Annotated in this window: 25 protein-coding genes; 8 read left to right on the top strand and 17 right to left on the bottom strand. The window is 38.5% G+C overall.

What is annotated here, in order from left to right:
* Positions 1 to 5 precede the first annotated feature (5 nt).
* From PTQ34_RS04190 to PTQ34_RS04170, 5 genes are read right to left on the bottom strand one after another with little or no spacing between them, the layout of a single operon-like run.
* Positions 6 to 743, bottom strand: a complete 738-nt coding sequence (locus PTQ34_RS04190; protein ID WP_273932266.1) for a hypothetical protein — start codon at positions 741 to 743, stop codon at positions 6 to 8.
* A complete protein-coding gene (locus tag PTQ34_RS04185) occupies positions 743 to 1048 on the bottom strand; it encodes a hypothetical protein (protein ID WP_273932265.1) in 306 nt (101 codons plus the stop codon). Before PTQ34_RS04185 ends, PTQ34_RS04190 begins: the two co-directional genes overlap by 1 nt.
* A gap of 1 nt (position 1049) precedes the next feature.
* A complete protein-coding gene (locus PTQ34_RS04180) occupies positions 1050 to 1238 on the bottom strand; it encodes a hypothetical protein (protein WP_273932264.1) in 189 nt (62 codons plus the stop codon).
* Positions 1231 to 1920 (bottom strand): hypothetical protein, encoded by a 690-nt coding sequence (locus PTQ34_RS04175; RefSeq protein WP_273932263.1) that lies wholly within the window; start codon positions 1918 to 1920, stop codon positions 1231 to 1233. The genes PTQ34_RS04180 and PTQ34_RS04175 overlap by 8 nt, the downstream gene beginning before the upstream one ends.
* Before the next feature lie 20 nt (positions 1921 to 1940).
* The gene (locus PTQ34_RS04170; RefSeq protein ID WP_273932262.1) at positions 1941 to 2306 is read right to left on the bottom strand and encodes a hypothetical protein; all 366 of its coding nucleotides are present in this window, start codon (positions 2304 to 2306) and stop codon (positions 1941 to 1943) included.
* Positions 2307 to 2432: 126 nt separating this feature from the next.
* On the opposite strand from PTQ34_RS04170, the gene PTQ34_RS04165 reads away from it, so the two are divergent.
* From PTQ34_RS04165 to PTQ34_RS04140, 6 genes are all read left to right on the top strand, one after another.
* The gene (locus PTQ34_RS04165; protein WP_273932261.1) at positions 2433 to 3395 is read left to right on the top strand and encodes a major capsid protein; all 963 of its coding nucleotides are present in this window, start codon (positions 2433 to 2435) and stop codon (positions 3393 to 3395) included.
* A 134-nt stretch (positions 3396 to 3529) separates the two neighbouring features.
* Positions 3530 to 4450, top strand: a complete 921-nt coding sequence (locus PTQ34_RS04160) for a phage tail tube protein (RefSeq protein ID WP_273932260.1) — start codon at positions 3530 to 3532, stop codon at positions 4448 to 4450.
* Positions 4447 to 4956: a hypothetical protein gene (locus PTQ34_RS04155; RefSeq protein ID WP_273932259.1), complete on the top strand. Its 510-nt coding sequence runs from the start codon at positions 4447 to 4449 to the stop codon at positions 4954 to 4956. The genes PTQ34_RS04160 and PTQ34_RS04155 overlap by 4 nt, the downstream gene beginning before the upstream one ends.
* A gap of 23 nt (positions 4957 to 4979) precedes the next feature.
* Positions 4980 to 5264, top strand: coding sequence for a hypothetical protein (locus tag PTQ34_RS04150; protein ID WP_273932258.1), 285 nt, complete (start codon positions 4980 to 4982; stop codon positions 5262 to 5264).
* A complete protein-coding gene (locus PTQ34_RS04145; RefSeq protein ID WP_273932256.1) occupies positions 5264 to 6751 on the top strand; it encodes a structural protein in 1488 nt (495 codons plus the stop codon). Before PTQ34_RS04150 ends, PTQ34_RS04145 begins: the two co-directional genes overlap by 1 nt.
* Before the next feature lie 310 nt (positions 6752 to 7061).
* On the top strand, positions 7062 to 7574 hold the full coding sequence (locus PTQ34_RS04140; RefSeq protein WP_273932255.1) for an LPD3 domain-containing protein: 513 nt from the start codon (positions 7062 to 7064) through the stop codon (positions 7572 to 7574).
* A 186-nt stretch (positions 7575 to 7760) separates the two neighbouring features.
* On the opposite strand, the gene PTQ34_RS04135 is transcribed toward PTQ34_RS04140, so the two are convergent.
* The 8 genes from PTQ34_RS04135 to PTQ34_RS04100 are packed head-to-tail and all read right to left on the bottom strand — an operon-like array spanning position 7761 to position 12080.
* Positions 7761 to 8006, bottom strand: a complete 246-nt coding sequence (locus tag PTQ34_RS04135) for a Mor transcription activator family protein (protein WP_273932254.1) — start codon at positions 8004 to 8006, stop codon at positions 7761 to 7763.
* Positions 8003 to 9193, bottom strand: a complete 1191-nt coding sequence (locus PTQ34_RS04130; protein WP_273932253.1) for a PBSX family phage terminase large subunit — start codon at positions 9191 to 9193, stop codon at positions 8003 to 8005. The genes PTQ34_RS04135 and PTQ34_RS04130 overlap by 4 nt, the downstream gene beginning before the upstream one ends.
* Complete coding sequence (locus PTQ34_RS04125) at positions 9190 to 9681, bottom strand: hypothetical protein (RefSeq protein WP_273932251.1); 492 nt, start codon at positions 9679 to 9681, stop codon at positions 9190 to 9192. Before PTQ34_RS04125 ends, PTQ34_RS04130 begins: the two co-directional genes overlap by 4 nt.
* Entirely contained in the window at positions 9674 to 10075 is a 402-nt protein-coding gene (locus tag PTQ34_RS04120) for a hypothetical protein (RefSeq protein ID WP_273932250.1), read from the bottom strand. The genes PTQ34_RS04125 and PTQ34_RS04120 overlap by 8 nt, the downstream gene beginning before the upstream one ends.
* Positions 10050 to 10712 (bottom strand): DUF6475 domain-containing protein, encoded by a 663-nt coding sequence (locus PTQ34_RS04115; RefSeq protein ID WP_273932249.1) that lies wholly within the window; start codon positions 10710 to 10712, stop codon positions 10050 to 10052. Before PTQ34_RS04115 ends, PTQ34_RS04120 begins: the two co-directional genes overlap by 26 nt.
* Complete coding sequence (locus tag PTQ34_RS04110; RefSeq protein WP_273932248.1) at positions 10712 to 11659, bottom strand: replication initiator protein A; 948 nt, start codon at positions 11657 to 11659, stop codon at positions 10712 to 10714. Before PTQ34_RS04110 ends, PTQ34_RS04115 begins: the two co-directional genes overlap by 1 nt.
* Positions 11656 to 11937, bottom strand: a complete 282-nt coding sequence (locus tag PTQ34_RS04105; RefSeq protein WP_273932247.1) for a helix-turn-helix domain-containing protein — start codon at positions 11935 to 11937, stop codon at positions 11656 to 11658. The genes PTQ34_RS04110 and PTQ34_RS04105 overlap by 4 nt, the downstream gene beginning before the upstream one ends.
* 8 nt (positions 11938 to 11945) lie before the next feature.
* Positions 11946 to 12080, bottom strand: coding sequence for a hypothetical protein (locus tag PTQ34_RS04100; protein ID WP_273932246.1), 135 nt, complete (start codon positions 12078 to 12080; stop codon positions 11946 to 11948).
* An 85-nt stretch (positions 12081 to 12165) separates the two neighbouring features.
* On the opposite strand from PTQ34_RS04100, the gene PTQ34_RS04095 reads away from it, so the two are divergent.
* Positions 12166 to 12327 carry a hypothetical protein gene (locus tag PTQ34_RS04095; protein WP_273932245.1) on the top strand — a complete coding sequence of 54 codons (162 nt, stop codon included), beginning with the start codon at positions 12166 to 12168 and terminating at the stop codon, positions 12325 to 12327.
* Here PTQ34_RS04095 and PTQ34_RS04090 read toward each other — a convergent pair.
* Together PTQ34_RS04090 and PTQ34_RS04085 are read right to left on the bottom strand one after the other, a co-directional pair.
* Positions 12319 to 12546, bottom strand: a complete 228-nt coding sequence (locus tag PTQ34_RS04090; RefSeq protein ID WP_273932244.1) for a hypothetical protein — start codon at positions 12544 to 12546, stop codon at positions 12319 to 12321. The genes PTQ34_RS04095 and PTQ34_RS04090 overlap by 9 nt on opposite strands.
* The gene (locus PTQ34_RS04085) at positions 12543 to 12758 is read right to left on the bottom strand and encodes a hypothetical protein (protein WP_273932243.1); all 216 of its coding nucleotides are present in this window, start codon (positions 12756 to 12758) and stop codon (positions 12543 to 12545) included. The genes PTQ34_RS04090 and PTQ34_RS04085 overlap by 4 nt, the downstream gene beginning before the upstream one ends.
* 109 nt (positions 12759 to 12867) lie before the next feature.
* Between PTQ34_RS04085 and PTQ34_RS04080 the strand changes: the two genes are divergently transcribed.
* Positions 12868 to 13557, top strand: a complete 690-nt coding sequence (locus tag PTQ34_RS04080) for a S24 family peptidase (RefSeq protein WP_273932242.1) — start codon at positions 12868 to 12870, stop codon at positions 13555 to 13557.
* Position 13558: 1 nt separating this feature from the next.
* Here the strand turns inward: PTQ34_RS04080 and PTQ34_RS04075 are convergent, their stop codons facing one another.
* Both PTQ34_RS04075 and PTQ34_RS04070 read right to left on the bottom strand, forming a co-directional pair.
* On the bottom strand, positions 13559 to 14083 hold the full coding sequence (locus tag PTQ34_RS04075) for a hypothetical protein (RefSeq protein ID WP_273932241.1): 525 nt from the start codon (positions 14081 to 14083) through the stop codon (positions 13559 to 13561).
* Positions 14083 to 14307, bottom strand: a complete 225-nt coding sequence (locus PTQ34_RS04070; protein WP_273932240.1) for a hypothetical protein — start codon at positions 14305 to 14307, stop codon at positions 14083 to 14085. Before PTQ34_RS04070 ends, PTQ34_RS04075 begins: the two co-directional genes overlap by 1 nt.
* Positions 14308 to 14403 lie beyond the last annotated feature (96 nt).

Here is a 14403-nt window from a genome sequence, read left to right as displayed (position 1 = left end):
CTCTCCTACTCAAAAACTACGCTAACCCGCCCTAGGTTTGCTTGGCTTGTTCTTACTAGCTTGAAGTTTTCTGTATGACCGCTAGCGTTGGTAAAGCTTACCTGCCCACACTCCACTAAATCCGTGCCAAAACCACCGATTTTTGCGCTACTTGGCATATTCCAGCTAGTAGGACAAGCAAAAAATGCGTATTCATTTTCCCCAACATTTAGGCTATATGTGCCCCTGTAATTCGTAGCAAATCTCTTATTTGCCAAGCCTAGTATAAACGCACTATCAAAATCACCAAGCTGTGCTACGCCATAATAAAACTTATGCTTAAAGCTAATTGTCTTTGAGGCGGTGGCAGTTTTTTGCCCATCACCTGCGCTTAGAGTAAAGGTTTTATTGCTTCTTAAATCGCCACTCCAAGTAGCAGTTCGCTCAGTAATGCCACTTAGGCTTATATCGCTTAGGCTTTGGGTGGTGATTTCTTTGTTATACGCCCAAGAAAAGCTTAGATTTGTTACGCTCTGCCCTATTTCATACTCGCTCGCAGCTGGGCTCATGGTAAAATTAGTGATTTTTGGGTCTACATAATCAATCTTATCAATTATGCCATTTAGTGCCTTTTCTACGCTGTCCCACTCTGGCTTAGCCCCATTTGTATAGCTTACGCTATCAGCACTGCCAGCTGCGCCACCAGCGAATTCGTAAATGTCGCCATTTTTGTCTTTGATTTTTAGTTTTTTTACTGTTTTCATTATTTATCCTCAATGTCAAGTGTCGCTATATCCATAAACAAAGTATGGTTGTCTTCATCAAAATCAGCGTAAATTTCCCCATTTTTTAGGTTTTTAGAATTTCCACTGATAAAGCCTTCTATCTTTGCCCCACTTTCATTTACGCTGCCTAGATAAATGCCTTTATTGTCTTTATCAAATACCACGCAAATACAAGGCTGCCCATCTTCATCAAAACTAGCTTTTAGCTCTTTTAGAGCTTGTTCTTTTACCTGAGTTTTGCTAAGGTTGCCGCCATTTTGCACTACTAAAAACGCCTTTGTCATTTCACCCCCTTAATAGAATTAAAATAAAAAGTAAAGTAGTAAAACCCCACGCAATTATTTCTATTTTTACGTATTTTTTAGGATTTTTTGCTAGGATATTTGCTAGTTTATCAAGTCCAGCGGCAAGTAAATCACGCCCCCAGTAAATCACGCTTAGCACCCTTATTTTATATAGCTGCCACTTACTCATGATCTAGTTCTTTGTATAAATTAGGATTTTGCTTAAAAAGCATTAGCCTATCAGTAGCACTCATGGCAGAAAACTGCTCTTTTGTGATATTTGCGCTAGCATTGTCATACGACCCACTTGCCCCAGCCCCAGCTTGCCCCACTGGATTTAGATACTTTTGATTTTTGCCTATAAAGTCATTTATAAAGCTTTCTTTGCTCATGGCAGTGCCATTTATATCAAAATACGCCGCCCCACTCTCATCTATTTTTATAGCATTTGCTAGCCTTAGCTCTACATCTTCTCTAAAAAGCGGATTTAGATTTGAAATTGAGTTTACACACTCATTTAGAGCTGATTTTTTAAGTAGTTCAAGCTTGCTAGCTTTCTCAGCATTTATCGTGCTTGTAAGCTCAGCTATTTTAACCTCAAGTGCATTTAGCTTAGCACTATCGCTTTTGCCTTTGCTCTCTATTAGCTCTTTTAGCTGGCTTAGGGCTGGATTATCCCCACTTAGTCCAAACTCAGCTTTTATAGCATTTAGCTCACCTTTTAGCGCGTTTAGCTCTGCGTTAGAATTCGCACTTTTTGCCTTATCAAGTTCTGCTTTGTGAGCAGAGCCAAGCTGCTCTAAATAGCTTTTTAGCGCAGTTATATCTGCCCCACCTTTTTCTAAGTTATTTAGAATTTCATTTAAGTCCATATCTGTCCTTTCAAAGTAAATTAGCCCCTAAGCAAAGGTGCGTTAAAGGCATTTATAAAAGTAGAGCTTAGCTCAGTTTGCGCTTTATCTTGCAAAGCTAGGGCTTGGACGCTCTCAAATTCCGCTTTATACTGCTTTAATTTGACAGCAAAGAGATCATCTGCGCTAGTTTGATTTTCTAAACAGCATAGAATATAAGTTTTTAAAACCACTAGCTTAGAGATAAAAAACTCATTTTTTAGTTTTAGATAGTTTATTTCAGTTTTTGCTCTTAGTTCGGTATTTGGGCTTATATTTTGCTTTAAATACTCATCAAAATAATCATATTCTAGGCTTGTGATGGTGTTTTCGTCTAATACACAAGCCCCAATTAACTCAGCTAACACTATAAACCTTTTTCTTTTTTGGCAATTTTAAAAAAACACAAGGACATTTTTCAAAAAATTTTGTCATTTTAAAAAAATACAATTCTTTTTAAGCTTGAAAAAGCAAAAAAAACACAAGGAGAGACCATGGCAAATCCAGGCAAAATAGCACTAGCAGATATGGTAGTGCCAGACATTTGGGCGAAGTTTACCACCCAGTCAATTTTATCTCATAGCGAGTTTTATGCTAGTGGAATTCTAGCTAGCAATGACTTGCTTACACAGTTAGCAAACGGCGAGGGCAAAAGCCTTAATATGCCTTATTTAGGCGAGTTAAACGGCATAGCGCAAGGTGGCGGCGCAGGATATGATGGCACTGCTATATCACAAATTGGCGGTATTGAAGTAGGCAAAAATGTAGCTACTAAGATTTTTAGCGCAGCTTCTTTTGCTGAGACTGACTGGGCGGCGCAATTAAGCGGAGCTGATCCAATTGGCGCAATCACTAACCAACTAGGCGCATTTTGGGCAAAAGAGCAGCAAAAAAGTCTAATTGCTACCATAAATGGGGCAATAGATGCGCTTGATACTGCCAAAGCAGGCGAAAAGCACACCCTAGACATCAGCACAAATGTAATCGACGCAGCAGCTGTGATTGATGCAAAATCTTTGCTAGGCAGCGAAGGTAATAAAATCAGCGCAATCTGTATGCACTCAAAGGTATACTACAAGCTAGTTAAAGACAATCTAATAGAGTTTGTCGCAAAAAGTGAGCAAAATAGCGAATTCCCAACTTACCTAGGGCTTCGTGTAATCGTAGATGATAGCCTAGTAGATACTGCTGGTGTATATACAAGCTATCTTTTTGCTAACGGCGCAATCGGCTATGCCAATATCACACCGCCTCACTCAGTAGAGCTAGAGCGTGTGGCAGATAGTGGAATTTCACTGCTATTTTCTCGCCAAGGCTGGGTAATGCACCCTTATGGATTTAGCTATCAAGGCACATTTAACCCTGATAATGTAGCACTGGCTAACAAAGACAACTGGAAGCTTACAGGCAACACAAAAGCCGTCAAAATCGCTCGCATTAAGCATAAAATCGCTTAAGGCTAAAACCAAAAATAGCCCCTTTTGGGGCTTAAAGGAATTCTAGATGATTAGCAAAACTTTTAAAGATGCACTAAGTGGCGTAAAGCCAGCAGAGCAAAAAGCAGAGCAAAAAAGCAAAAAGGAGAGCAAAGATGTCAAAGGTTCTAAGTAGATGCGGCTTAAAGGTGGGCTTAGAGACAACGCCTGGCGTTTATGAAGCACCAACGCAGGTTTTAAAGCTAAATAGCGTAATTACTCCAAATGTGGAGTTTGATAGCGTAGAAATTCCAAATTTCAGCTTTTATGCTGGGGCAAAGGATGTTATTACCATAGCTGACTGGGGGCAAGGGTCATTTGATGTAGAGACCTGCTTTTTTGATAATTTAGATTTTTATAGCACGCTTTTTAAAATTTGTAATCTAAAGCAAACTGAAGATGATCAAGGCAACGCAGTATTTACCCCTGATACACATAGCCAAAATACAGCTAGCGTAGATCTAATCTTACCTGATAGAAAGTTCAAACTTCAAGGCGCAAAATCAAACTTTAAATTAAGCGGGCAAGTAGGCGATAAGATAAATATAACCTTTGGGCTAAAAGCAGCTTATAACGATAGAGAAATGGGCAACAATACCATAACTGATATTAAAAGTGGCGAAGCTCTTGTAATTCGCCGTCTTGGTGGTATGACTTTAAACGGCGTGGCGGTAAATCTTAGCGAGTTTAGCTTTGATATGGGGTGTAATATAGGCTATGAGAAATTTACAAATGTAGGCGAATTTCACATAAGCGACTACGAGCCAAAACTTACTCTTAAAATGCGACTTGAAAAAGACGGCGCAGATGGCTTTGATGAGTTTAAAGCAGGCAGCACAATGAGCTTTGTGGCGATTTTTAGAAACGCAGCTGGCAAAGACTGCTTTAAGCTAGAAATTCCAAGGGCAAAGCTAAGCGAACAGCCAAAGTTTAGCGATAGTGATGGAATTTTTGTGATTGAGCGGACATTTTTAGCCATTGCTGATAAAGGCGATGATAACTTCAAGCTAACTTATATCAAGGAAGACAATAGATGATAAAGACCAAGTATAACGCAAAAATCAGCATTGATGATAAAGAGTTTAATGTAGTTGTAAGTGAGCCTAGCCTAGCGCAAAGAAAAGAGCTAGAAAGCAGAGCCAGTGAGCAAAAAGCAAAGCTTGATGAGCTAAGTGCTATAAACTTACAAAGAGAGGAGCTCTCGCTAGAAATAGCAAACAAAGAAAAAATTCTAAGCATAAACACCGAGCTTTTATCCACGCTTAACGCACAGCAAAAAGCAGAGCTGCTAAAAGAAAATAAAAGCATTTGCGCTGATATTTTATCGCTAAAAAAGCAAGCGAGCAAGCTATCTGCCCAGCTAAAAAGCGGTGATGAGATAAATGCCCAGTTTGAAAAGCTTATGGAGTATAAAGCCCTAATGCTAGTTAGCGGGGATGATAAAGACGAGCTATTTGCGCTAATTAAAGAGCGTGGTATAGCATTTAGCACGCTGTGGAGTGAGCTAAATGAGGCTGTGCTAAAAGATAGCCAAAAAAAGTAGAGCGGCTTTGTAAATGGGTGGAAATGGTAGCCTTAAACGGCGAAATTCCACCAGCCCCAAAGGACAAAGCAGAAGTAGAGTTTTACGAGCAAAGGGGCATTATTATACTTGATGAATATAGCGCATTTTTAGGCTCAGTGTTTTTTAGAGTATTAGAGGCTGGGCAGTATCAGATGCGCCTAAATGAGAGTATCTTGCGTAGCTATTGCCAGCGTTACGAGCTTGATTTTATAGACACTTACGAAATGTTTAGCCCTATGTTAACTTCGCTAAACAAAGCACTAAGCAAAAAGATAAAAGATGGATAATGGACTTTAAAGCACTACTTGATTTACTTGACAAACAGATAGAAAAAAGCGCAAAAAAGTTAAATGCTAAGCTTTTAGAGCTTTTAGAAAATAACGGCGATTTAAATACCGCCTTTGCTAGTTTTAGTGATGAATTTTGGGCTGATTTTCTAAAAGCCTATAATAAGGCAAATAACTCGGAGTTAAATCTAGATGAGCTAATGAACCTAAGAGCTGATAAAATCACACTTAGCAAAGCACTATACACTGAGCTAAGAGAGGTAAAAAACAGCGTCCAAGGCGTGATAAAAACAGCAATTAAAGAGCAAAAAAGCGCAAATGAACTAGCAAAAATGCTTTATGAGGGCTATGATTTTAAAGCTGATCCGCTAAAAGTAAAGACAAAATATCCAAAATATCTATGGGAAAAATCCGCCAAAACCAAGGTAAAAAACATAAAAACACCGGCTTTAAGGGCGTCTTATTCTAAGCTTTTAAAAGATGAGAGCAAGCTAGTAGCAGATAGGGCTCTAAAAATAGCTGGATATGAAAAAGCACGCTACTACGCAAAGCGCATAGCCCTAAATGAAACTGCTAGGGCGTATAATGACGCAAGAGCCTTTGAATACAGCTCTAGCAAAGATATACAAGTAGTAAAAATCCAAATGAGCAAAACCCACGCACGCACCGACATTTGCGACTATTATGCTAGCGTGGATAAATATGGGCTTGGGGCAGGCGTTTATCCAAAGGATAAGGCACCTGTGCCGCCCTTTCATCCCTTTTGTAGATGCCAAATGATACCCAAATACGCTGATGAATACAGCAAACCTAAGCTAAATGCTGATGCTGATAAAGAGTATCTCTCAGGGCTAAAAGAGTGGCAAAGAGCTAGAATTCTAGGTAGCAAAGACAAAGCTAAGGAAGCCCTAAAAACTGGCGATATAAACAGCGTATTTAACGCAATGAAGCCTGAGAGATACAAGGTTAAAAGCATAGATGAAGTAGCGGAATTTCAAAAACAAAATGGCAAAATCTCGCCTTTAAAAGAGCCTGATGAAGCGATATTTTTAGATGAAATAAGCCAAAATCAAGCAATAAAGATTATGGGCAATTATTTAAAAACTGATTTAGAACTAGCAAAATCACGGCGCAATTTTATAATTTCTAAAAATATCAAGCAGTATTTAAAAGATATTTTTAAAAATAAAAACTTACACTCTATATTTTTGAGTGAAGAGACATTAGCACAGCATTTTTTAAAGCACCCTGAAATAACAGCAAATGATTATTATTTTGTGTTAAAATCACTTGATAAAAAGCCTTTGGCAAACTTTGAAAGTGGCAAAAATAATCAGCTATTTTATTACGATAATAGTGAAAAAATTTATTATAGAGTAGCCATAAAAGTTACTAAAAATGATGAAATATTTGTAAAAAGCGTGGTAAAAGGCGACAATCTTATTAAAGAAATTAAGAACAAGCAAAGGACTTTGCAAGAGTCTTAAAAGCTGCTACTTGCGAACATTCAAAGTAGCTTTAATAGCATTCCCCGCAAGGGTGCCCCCTTGCGTTCGCGACTTGAGTTGCGCTAGGCTTTTCTTTGCTCTATCAGAATTATACCACAAAATCCATTAAAAAAACTTAAAATTATAAGTGAAAATGATAAGATAGTAAGAACTTTTATAAATGATTATAAGGTATCTAAACTAAGAAAAGAGCTAAAAAAGGCAGTAAAATAAGGCGCTAGACATATTATACACCTCTTAGTCTAGCTGGGTATTGCCGGGCGAATATCGCAGAGTTTAAAAACCCTAGGTGACCAACGCCGTAATTATACCACAAAATCATTTAAAAACTCTTAAAAATTCTAAAATTCCTAAACGAAGTGATATAATCTCGCCTTTAAAAGAGGTAAATAATATGATAAAATTAAATGGCACTATAAAAAATAACGAAGAGGTTATAAATACGCTTAAAGAATTAGCAGGGGTTGATTTGATGAATGGCGAGTTTAAGGCACAAATAAATCACAATCAAAGAGAAAAGCTTATATCAAATAGGGCAATAAGCAAAAGTGAGAATAATGGATTTAGTAGGCAAGAACATTTAATAGCTGTTGCCAATATAGACAAGCTATTTAAAGGGGCGAGATTGTTAGGTAGATTTGATGACATTAAGCACGGACAAAAAGATGTAAAAATATTGCGTTTTGAGAATTATTGTATTTTTGAAAATAAAATAGCAAAATGCTTAATAACTGCCAAAGAAACTAAAAATCATAAAATGCATAAAATAAATATATATTCGCTTGAACTCAGTGCAAACTAAGTTAACCGCAAGTGGCGAGATATGCTAAAAGCATTGCGCTTAGTTTGCTAAATAAAAAGCGTAGTGCTGTTGCGCCACTCAACGCTCGGCTTAATATTTATGGCGCAATTATACCACAAATATTTTAAAAAATCTTAAATATTCTAGAATTCTACCTTAGAATTCTCTTTTAAAATTCTAAAATTCCTAGCTTCTATCATAAATGCGCCTTAGTGTGCGGTAGCTTAGTTCGTATTTTTTGGCTAGGCGTTTGATTATGTCATCTTTGCTTACTTCAAGGTCTTTTAAAAGCTTAATGTCCCTTAAAATGCTAAGTTTTTTGCTAGGCATTTTGGGTATATAAAAGCTCATGCCGCCGCAATGCTCGGCTAGTTTAGCAAAGTTTTCAATGCCAATTAGCTCTAAAAGTAGCTCTAAGTTTTGGCTTTTCATATATCTAGCCTTAGTCCTATGGTGCTAGGTCCAGTTTTGATAAGTGGCTCTAAAGCATAGCGCAAAGCATCTATTGCGTGGTTATTATCATCTATAATTTGTGCTGTAATCTCGCCTGAGTATTTATCCACCTTGTAGCTATATAGACTAAACTCGCTTATGGTATTTACGCATTTTGGGTGTATGTAAATACGCTCAAAGCTACGGATAAAGGCAATGCCATCTTCTATGCTACCTTTGCCCTTTTTTGCTGGGCTTATGCTATAGCCTTGCCTATTTAGATAGCTTATAGTCTCAGGTCTTGCGCTATCAGCGATTATATGCGCTGTTTTTGCCCCACTCATAGAGCCGAAAAAATTATCCAGCTCATCAATCTCTATGCCCTTTGCGTAGCGTTCGTCTGCTATGTATAGATTTCGCCCTAAAATATAGCATTTAATAAGTGCTGTTGGATCATTTGCAAAGCCCCAGTCGGCACCAAAATAGCAAGACGCCCCATTTAAGTCACCCAGCTCTTTTATCTCCCATTTGCCATAAAACACCTGCGCCTTGCTTGAGATTTTAGGCTGTCCTTCCCAGATATGCAAATACTCATCAAAATCCACTCTTTTTTTATACTCCATTTCTTCTCTCATCGCCTCAGTGAAAAATGGATTATCTTGGTAATTTACTCGCAAAACTAGCGCATTTGGTGGCGGATTTACTATGAATTTTTGATAGGTTTCATCGCTTTTTAGCTTGGGGTTAAAGCTCACCCAAATTTCGCTATTCTCAGCCCTTATTGTAGGTGCGATTAGATCCCAGCTCTCACGGCTTACATTTTGGGCTTCTTCTATCCAGCATATGTTTATGCCCTCCATTGACTTAATTTTATCCACATTGCGATAAAGCCCAGCAAAGATAAACTCAGAGCCATTAGCGCATTTTATGGAGTTTTCTGTTATGCTAAAAATAGAGCTTAGCCCAAGCTCGTCAATTTGATTGCTTATAAGCTTGTGTGCGCTTTCTTTTATGCTATTTTGTATCTCACGACAGCAAAGAATTCTAGTTTTATTGCTCGCCGCTTTTAGCACCAGCATTCGCACTATATTCCAGCTTTTACCTGAGCCACGACCGCCATAAGCTACTTTATAGCGTATATTCTCAGCTAAAAATCTCTTAGCCCATTTTGGTAGCTTTATAGTCATTCTACAAACTCTATTTTTATTAAAGCATTGCTTTGGTTTTGGCTTTGATTTACTTCTACGCTAGGCTTAGGATTTGCTATGTATTCTAGGTCTTTTAATGCGCTAGTGCCAGCCTTAATATCCTTGCTACTCTCAAACATACCATCATTAAACCCATCTAGAATTCTAGCTTGAAAACGCTTAGCTAGGTGGCGATTGCTAGCCATTATCTCGCAGTCATCGATGATGGTATTTATGCGGTTTATGATCTCCGCCTTTTGGGTTTCATTTGCTTTCCCAAATTCTGCGCTTATTTTCCCACTAGCCTCACTAAACGCCGAAATAGCTTCTTTTTGGCTTTGGGTAATTTCCCACCCACTGCGCTTTATTTTGTTTGCTAGTGAGCTAGGGCTTAGGTTATATTTTTTTCTTAGCTCGGCTTGGCTTAGTCCTTTTTCGTAGTCCTTTTTTACACTAGCCCAAAAATCAGCACTCAAAGCCTTAGCCATTTATGCCCCTTATTTCTACCTTTACGCTTACGCCTTTTTGCCCTTTCATCTTTGGGCTTTTGGCGTAGCTAACCTTTGCCAAGTGTTTTGCTGTATCGTCAGTGATGATGCCAGCTGCCACTAGGCAGTCTTGTATCATCTTGCCCATATAGACATGGTTGTCGCAGTCAAAAATGCGAGTGCCACTAAAATCAAAAGCTATCTCGCAGGGCTCATCAAAAGCACCATAACGCTCTTTAAGCCCAGCAAAAAGCCCCTTTGTAAGTGCTAAATATCCTTGCTTTATCTGCTGTCTTTTGCGCCAGTGTGACCCAGCGTAAATCGCATTTAGGCTAACTACCAAGTGCTTAGGCAGCTCTAGGCTAAAGCTAATTTGCTTTGATTCTTTTGGCATCGATTACTCCACGCACCATTTCATTAAAGGCTAGTTGCGCTGGGCTTTTTTTGCTCTCTATGAGCTTTTTAGCCTCACGCCCCCTTAGCTCTTTTACCTTGCCATCCGTGCTGATTATCGCTAGGCTCATAAACTCGCCTAAGCCATTTTGCGCCTCGCTTCTACCGCTTAGATAAAACTCGCTAAAAGGCTTATTGCGATTTGCTAGGTAAGCGCTTATGAATTCCTTGCGCTTGGCGGTATTCATGGGGCTGTCGCTTGCCACATCAATGCTAGATATCGCCACCCAGCCACCAAGGGCTTTTATAGCGTGCATAATGGCATCATCGTCAAATCTTACGCTAGGATAATCGCTTAACCTACCCATCATTTCTAGCACTAGCGTCCATGCGTTCACTGCCCTTTCTTCTGGCGAGCCGTAGATGTGATTTAGCAGCTCGGCGATTTTTGGCATTGAGTTATATACACGCTCTTTTAGCACCGCACTCACAGCCATTTGCCACTGATGCGCCTCTAAGTGCTTTAAGCACTCGTAGTAAATGCTAGCATTGGCTTTTAGTCGCTCAGCATTATCAGCGCAAAAGTCAAAGTAAATCGCTAGGGTATTAAAACCACCTAAGAATTCTTGCTCACTCATCATGCTCCCCTTTCACTGGGTAAGGCTAGTTCGCTCTCTACCACTTGTGCTTGTCTATCGCTTAGCCAGTCTTGCAAGGCATCCACCATTTGCGCTGGTTGCATTGATTGCCCTTGCTTTTTATCTAGCGGTGGCATAAACACGCCTTGCCAGCCGTTTGCCATAGTGTTTTTGATAGCCGTCTCACACGCTCCGCTTTTAGCCTCTATATCATCAAGCTTAGCAAAAAACGCCTTTTTGCCTGTGGCTGTGAAGTTGTGCCTACGCTCACGCTTATAGGCGCAAAAGTCTTGCCAAGTTTGCTCGCTGATATAGCTAGGCTTGTCGTTTATGCCTAGCCACTGGCGAGCGGTTTTTGGCTCTTGTGCTTTATCTTGCGGTTTATCTTGTGCTTGGCTTTTGCTTTTCGCTTGATTTGGAATTCTAGAATTCCCTAGCTCACTCTGCGAAAAATGATGGCGACTTGTCGCCTCGCTTGGCTGAGTTCGGTTCGCTTCGGCTTGTTCGCTCTCGTGCGTGCGCATGCGCGCGTTTGGCTTACTCAGTTGGCTTATTGTATCTGGCTTATATGTATGAGACCTGCAATTTTTGCCGTTTTGAATCGGCAATTCTTGCAGATTTAAATCTGCAATTTTTGCCGTTTTAAAACTGCAATTTTTGCCGATTTGAAATACTTGAATTTCATACATTTTACACAAGCCAAGTTCTATTGAAATTAAATTATGAAGTTTAAGCTCATCAATATATTTTGGCACACTTCGCACACCACAGCCCATAGCCTCAGCCATCTCTGCTTGTTTCATCTTACAGATGATTTGCCCTTTTGAGTTTGTAAAGCCCTTTTTTGCGCTTAGCTCGTATTTGTCAAGCAATATCGTATATAACACTTTTGCCCTGATTGACATTTTGGCTGTTTTTATATCATCGTAGAATTTTGAGTAACTCATTTAAAAACCTTCAAAACTTTAATCTCATAAACATGCAAATAGCCGTGTGATACTTCTATATATCCAGCCTTGCTAAGAGCTTTCATCGCTCTAACTACTGTTTGCTGGCTTATGCTTAGTAGTGCTTGTATATCTTTGCTTTTTATGCGACATACTTTTTCGCCGTGCTTGTTTTTATTCTTACTAGATTTATAAAAATCATCTAAAAGACAAAACACAAACTGAGCGTTTTTTGTCAGTTCACGGTTTTTCATAAGTTCATCATATAACTTTATCATCTTAGCACCTACCTACACCTTGGAATTTCTATCGCTGAGCGTTGCTCGCAAGCAGTTGGCATCGGCAGCATCGCCACAGCAAATAGCAGCAGCACCATAATCACCGCCGCACAAATAATTTCAAAAAGGTTTAGAATTTTCATTTTATGCCTTTAATTTTGAGTGTTCACTCTAAAAGCCCCTTTTGCTATAATTAGCGTGCCAAATCTTATGAAAGGAGCTTTTACAATGGACAATCTAAACCTTGATATGCTGATAGTGGGCAACATAGTCGCCACACTACACGCACAAGGCAAAGACGCAAACGCTATAAAAGAGTATTTGCGCTGCCTTGGGGTAAACGATGAGCAAACAGTCATAGTAGACCACTTGCTACCAAAGCTAAACTAAACGCTTAGCGTCTTTTTCTAGCCTTGCTTGGTATGCGTCTCTAGCATTATCAAAGCAAGGTTTAAATAACTTTTTAACCTCTTTAAACAAAAACTCGCCACTTTCTCTATAGTCGCAATCCCAGCGTTTTAAGCTATTAAAAGCAGCGATTAAATCTTTTATCACATACATTTGCGCTTCTAGCTTTCTAACTCTTTGTTTTAATTCTTTTTTACTCATTTTTGCTCCCTTAATTTTAGTTGCGTGCGTGTTGGTGGCAGACCGAGCCAAGCTCTTATATCTTGCCACGCCTCAAACGGAATTCCGTGTTCTTTTGATAGCTTTAGCATTACTTCGTAGCTGGGTTTTTTCAATGACCCCGCTAAAATGTGTTTTATGCTATCTTTTGCGTAATACTCTAAAAGTATTTTTTTAAATTCTTTGTAATTCATAGGCGCAAGTGTATCACAAGGACACTTAAAAAATCTTTAAGTGTGATATTGAATTTTGATTTATAAAATAAAAAGTGGTATAATAGAACACTTTTTAAAAGGAGACGATATGAAACTAAACAAAGATAAAACTAGGCTTATAATGGACGAGCGTGGAGTTACGCAAAGCGATTTGCTAGATTTTTTAAAGCTTAAAGGACAAGCCACTTCAATAGACACGATAAAAGGCTGGTTTAGAAAAACAGCACCAAAAAATCCAAGTGATGAAAAAATACATTTAATTGCTGATTTTTTATGTGTTGATTTAACAAAAATAATTGAAAAGCAAAAAGAGCTAGAACCTTTTACCTCGCCACAAATACCACTTTTACAAATGCGAGCTGGCTTTGGCACAGAGGGCACGCTAGACCCTGATTTTAAGGTTGAAAGGTGCATCAAGCTACCGCAAGAATTCTTAGGCAAGGTAAATGCTAAATACGCAAAAATCATTCAATGCTACGGCGATAGTATGATGCCTGAGTTCAATGACGGCGACTATCTTTTGGTGGAGTTTTTAGGTGGTAGAGACTATATAAAACGCCCTGGAATTTATCTAGTTCGCCTTGGCGATGTGGTGTATATAAAGCGCATTGAGTTCTTGCCAAATAATGATATAAATCTCATTAGCATAAATCCAGCTTATCCAGCATTTACCGCTAGTAGCAAGGGCTATGCTTGGGAAATACTAGGCGCAGTATATGGCAAAATCACAGTTAAAATAGGCTCAGGTTTTCAGTTTGCTAGTCAAGGTGTGAAGTAAGCTATATATCGCCGTATTTTGCCCTATATTTGATGAGTTTAGAATTAAGCTCATCAAATGTTTGGTGTAATTTTTGAATAGTGAAATTATTATTATAAGCTAGTGTGCGAAATGCTGTATATAAACCATTTTTGCCTATACCTACATGATGATTGTTTTCTAGCTCTGCATTTACCATGCTAATAAGCTTTTTTTCTGAGTCTGCGTTTAGCTCTTTGCCTGCTTCTTTTAGCATTTTTCTCATCATGCTAATGCCTACTTCTATGTATATCATAGCAAGTTTTTTATTATTAGCAAACTCATTTTCAGCTAGTGTGTAGCTGAGCCACGAGATTATTTTATAAGGACACGCGCCATTGACATTTAACTTGTGGTTAAATATATGCTCTGCGTATTGGTCAAATATTTTTTTTAGTTCATTGTTGGCTTGGTCTTTGTCTAGTGCTTTTGCGCCAAATTGATTTGTTATGATATTAAATATCTCTAGCGCATTTGTCGCTGTGTCTAGGTCTATATTTAAATTCATTATTTAGCAAATCTTTTGTTTATAAAGTCCAGCATTTCTCTATCTCGGTCATCTAAATTAAATAAAGAGATAGTTCTTTTATCGCCTTTAAAGTAGTTTTGCAAAAGCTCTCTATCACTTTGATTTACATGGTTTTGTATATCGCCGTCTTGTAGCTTTTTGCCTTCAAAAGCCTTGTTAAAAGCATTTGTTACAAGCTCTTTTGTGAATATTCTTTCTTTCATTTTTTTCCCTCTTTTTGTAAGACTACAATTATAACAATATTTTTTAAGTTTTTGCGAAAAAAGGCTTAATTTCTTTTAATTTCTTTTAATGTCTTT

The organism is Campylobacter magnus, assembly GCF_028649595.1.
GTDB classification, from domain to species: domain Bacteria; phylum Campylobacterota; class Campylobacteria; order Campylobacterales; family Campylobacteraceae; genus Campylobacter; species Campylobacter magnus.
Note: the sequence above shows the minus strand (reverse complement) of the source record. Positions and strands in the feature narration are given on the sequence as shown.

What these genes read in the sequence shown, in the direction of transcription:
- PTQ34_RS04145 (WP_273932256.1), top strand. Translation starts at nt 5,264, where the DNA reads ATGGACTTTAAAGCACTACTTGATTTACTTGACAAACAGATAGAAAAA.
- PTQ34_RS04095 (WP_273932245.1), top strand. Translation starts at nt 12,166, where the DNA reads ATGGACAATCTAAACCTTGATATGCTGATAGTGGGCAACATAGTCGCC.
- PTQ34_RS04100 (WP_273932246.1), bottom strand. Translation starts at nt 12,080, where the DNA reads ATGAAAATTCTAAACCTTTTTGAAATTATTTGTGCGGCGGTGATTATG.
- PTQ34_RS04075 (WP_273932241.1), bottom strand. Translation starts at nt 14,083, where the DNA reads ATGAATTTAAATATAGACCTAGACACAGCGACAAATGCGCTAGAGATA.
- PTQ34_RS04090 (WP_273932244.1), bottom strand. Translation starts at nt 12,546, where the DNA reads ATGAGTAAAAAAGAATTAAAACAAAGAGTTAGAAAGCTAGAAGCGCAA.
- PTQ34_RS04175 (WP_273932263.1), bottom strand. Translation starts at nt 1,920, where the DNA reads ATGGACTTAAATGAAATTCTAAATAACTTAGAAAAAGGTGGGGCAGAT.
- PTQ34_RS04190 (WP_273932266.1), bottom strand. Translation starts at nt 743, where the DNA reads ATGAAAACAGTAAAAAAACTAAAAATCAAAGACAAAAATGGCGACATT.
- PTQ34_RS04150 (WP_273932258.1), top strand. Translation starts at nt 4,980, where the DNA reads ATGGTAGCCTTAAACGGCGAAATTCCACCAGCCCCAAAGGACAAAGCA.
- PTQ34_RS04070 (WP_273932240.1), bottom strand. Translation starts at nt 14,307, where the DNA reads ATGAAAGAAAGAATATTCACAAAAGAGCTTGTAACAAATGCTTTTAAC.
- PTQ34_RS04085 (WP_273932243.1), bottom strand. Translation starts at nt 12,758, where the DNA reads ATGAATTACAAAGAATTTAAAAAAATACTTTTAGAGTATTACGCAAAA.
- PTQ34_RS04080 (WP_273932242.1), top strand. Translation starts at nt 12,868, where the DNA reads ATGAAACTAAACAAAGATAAAACTAGGCTTATAATGGACGAGCGTGGA.
- PTQ34_RS04180 (WP_273932264.1), bottom strand. Translation starts at nt 1,238, where the DNA reads ATGAGTAAGTGGCAGCTATATAAAATAAGGGTGCTAAGCGTGATTTAC.
- PTQ34_RS04120 (WP_273932250.1), bottom strand. Translation starts at nt 10,075, where the DNA reads ATGCCAAAAGAATCAAAGCAAATTAGCTTTAGCCTAGAGCTGCCTAAG.
- PTQ34_RS04130 (WP_273932253.1), bottom strand. Translation starts at nt 9,193, where the DNA reads ATGACTATAAAGCTACCAAAATGGGCTAAGAGATTTTTAGCTGAGAAT.
- PTQ34_RS04135 (WP_273932254.1), bottom strand. Translation starts at nt 8,006, where the DNA reads ATGAAAAGCCAAAACTTAGAGCTACTTTTAGAGCTAATTGGCATTGAA.
- PTQ34_RS04125 (WP_273932251.1), bottom strand. Translation starts at nt 9,681, where the DNA reads ATGGCTAAGGCTTTGAGTGCTGATTTTTGGGCTAGTGTAAAAAAGGAC.
- PTQ34_RS04165 (WP_273932261.1), top strand. Translation starts at nt 2,433, where the DNA reads ATGGCAAATCCAGGCAAAATAGCACTAGCAGATATGGTAGTGCCAGAC.
- PTQ34_RS04155 (WP_273932259.1), top strand. Translation starts at nt 4,447, where the DNA reads ATGATAAAGACCAAGTATAACGCAAAAATCAGCATTGATGATAAAGAG.
- PTQ34_RS04115 (WP_273932249.1), bottom strand. Translation starts at nt 10,712, where the DNA reads ATGAGTGAGCAAGAATTCTTAGGTGGTTTTAATACCCTAGCGATTTAC.
- PTQ34_RS04160 (WP_273932260.1), top strand. Translation starts at nt 3,530, where the DNA reads ATGTCAAAGGTTCTAAGTAGATGCGGCTTAAAGGTGGGCTTAGAGACA.
- PTQ34_RS04185 (WP_273932265.1), bottom strand. Translation starts at nt 1,048, where the DNA reads ATGACAAAGGCGTTTTTAGTAGTGCAAAATGGCGGCAACCTTAGCAAA.
- PTQ34_RS04105 (WP_273932247.1), bottom strand. Translation starts at nt 11,937, where the DNA reads ATGATAAAGTTATATGATGAACTTATGAAAAACCGTGAACTGACAAAA.
- PTQ34_RS04110 (WP_273932248.1), bottom strand. Translation starts at nt 11,659, where the DNA reads ATGAGTTACTCAAAATTCTACGATGATATAAAAACAGCCAAAATGTCA.